Source organism: Monashia sp. HAY1-5C (assembly GCF_056755255.1).
Map to the genome: position 1 here is coordinate 1 of NZ_JBPGXG010000423.1, position 264 is coordinate 264.

Genomic DNA, 264 nt, shown 5'->3' on the forward strand with positions numbered 1-264 from the left:
GCTTGACGGTGATGCCGGAAGCCATGTCGGTGAAGATGCGCAGGGTGTCCAGCACGGTGTCGACGGTGTCGAACAGCGGCTCCTTGTCTTCCTGGTTGTCCTTGTTGTATGCGAGCGGCTGGCCCTTCATCAGGGTCAGCAGGCCCATCAGGTGACCTTAGACGCGGCCCGTCTTGCCGCGCGCCAGTTCCGGTACGTCCGGGTTCTTTTTCTTCGGCATGATCGACGAGCCGGTGCAGAAGCGGTCGGCGATGTCGATGAAGC

Annotated in this window: 1 pseudogene; it reads right to left on the reverse strand. The window is 61.7% G+C overall.

Annotated features, from left to right (window positions below):
* A pseudogene (locus ACR9ZK_RS22295) lies at positions 1 to 264 on the reverse strand (lyase family protein); the annotation flags it as partial.